This window comes from Cryobacterium sp. TMT2-42-4, from assembly GCF_004402645.1.
GTDB classification, from domain to species: domain Bacteria; phylum Actinomycetota; class Actinomycetes; order Actinomycetales; family Microbacteriaceae; genus Cryobacterium; species Cryobacterium sandaracinum.
The window spans coordinates 1-1,470 of record NZ_SOFT01000039.1; the positions used below are offsets into that span (position 1 = coordinate 1).

Genomic DNA, 1,470 nt, shown 5'->3' on the forward strand with positions numbered 1-1,470 from the left:
CGGCCGCTTCCCCGGTGGGCGGATGATCGTGGCTGGCTCACTGATGAACGTGCGCCCGGTCGGCGAGGTCCACTTCAGGGTTCCGTCCGGGAGGTGCGTGTAGGTCCACCGGGTCTCTGACTTCAGTGCATGGTCGGCTGGACACAGATGCGCGAGGTTGTCGTGCTCCGTCAGCCCGTCGTACTGCCAGTCGAGGGTGTGGTCGATGTCGCACTGGGTCGCCGCCCGGCGGCAGCCCGGCCACCGGCAGGTTTCGTCTCGCACCCGGAGGTACCGTCGCAGTTCTTTCGGCACCTTGTAGCGGGTGCGCCCGACCGAGAGCACCGCTCCCGTGTCCGGGTGGGTCAGGATCCGGATGAAGCCGGGTGCCCGAGCCGCGATCTCGCGTGCGGTGTCGGGGTCGATCGGTCCGTATCCCTCGAGGTGCCCGGGGGCCTCGGAGTGGCCGAGGAGCGTCATCACCGGGACGGTCACGTGCACCGACCCGCGAACACCCTGGCCCAGCCCTGACGCGGTGACCCCGTCGAGGATCAGGTCTTCGAACACGTCTGCCCGCAGCTGGGTGAGTGTGCGGGTCTCGTTCGGGCCCTGCAGGCTCATCCCCATCACGGTGAGGCGGTCGTACCCGGCTGTCACCTTCTCGGCCGAGTCGAGCCAGTGTAGCGAGGCCATCCCGTCGGCCTCGGGCTCGAAGATCACCTTGCGGTCGGCCACCGATTTTTGGTGCCGGGCTGTGATCGACTCCGGGTGCTGCCGTTCCCGCATGATCCGGGCCTTGTACTTGAGGTTGGCCACGGTCAGGTGCGGAGCGGATTTCAGCAGGGCCTCTTCGAAACCGGCCAGTGCCTCGGCGGGGAGGAACCAGGCCTGGTTCATGATGACCTGCGCATGCCGGTAGGTGATCGACCCGTCCTGCAGCGCGGCCAAGGTGGCGGGCAGCTCGTTCATCAGGGTCTGGCTTTCGGCGATCAGGGTCTCGGTCGAGCGCACCGGCATTCGCAGGGTGCACGCCAGTTCGGTGACGAACTCCCGTTCGGCGACCATCGCGGCATCCCACCGGGCCTGCGGCACCCCGGCCAGTGTCAGTGATCCCTCCCTGGCCTTGTCTTTGGCTGCCTGGGCCGCGTTCCGGGCCAGGGCTTCGGCGAACCGGCGGGCCTGATCGACCTGTTCGGTCAGGCGGGCGTCGACCCGGGCGGACTCCGCCTGCGTCTCCCGGATCGCATCGAAGTGACGACCCAGGCTCTCTAGCTGCTCACAATAGGAGGGCTTCATGAGACACACGTTACGGGTGACCACTGACATTCGAGGCCCCAGATCGGCACTCGCCAGCGCCCTGTGGATAACCTGATCACACCCGCATTGTGGAGGAGCAGAGCAACGCGCCCTGGGCCCGCTGCGGGCATCCGCTACTGGGCCGGCGGCACGCATCCGTCGTCACGTAGACGCGGCAATTTTTCGGTAAACGCC

Annotated in this window: 1 protein-coding gene; it reads right to left on the reverse strand. The window is 67.4% G+C overall.

What is annotated here, in order from left to right; genetic code table 11:
- The coding region (locus E3O18_RS13320; protein WP_166784931.1) for an HNH endonuclease signature motif containing protein at positions 1-1,275 on the reverse strand (1,275 nt) is incomplete at its 3' end.
- Between the last annotated feature and the right edge of the window lie 195 nt (positions 1,276-1,470).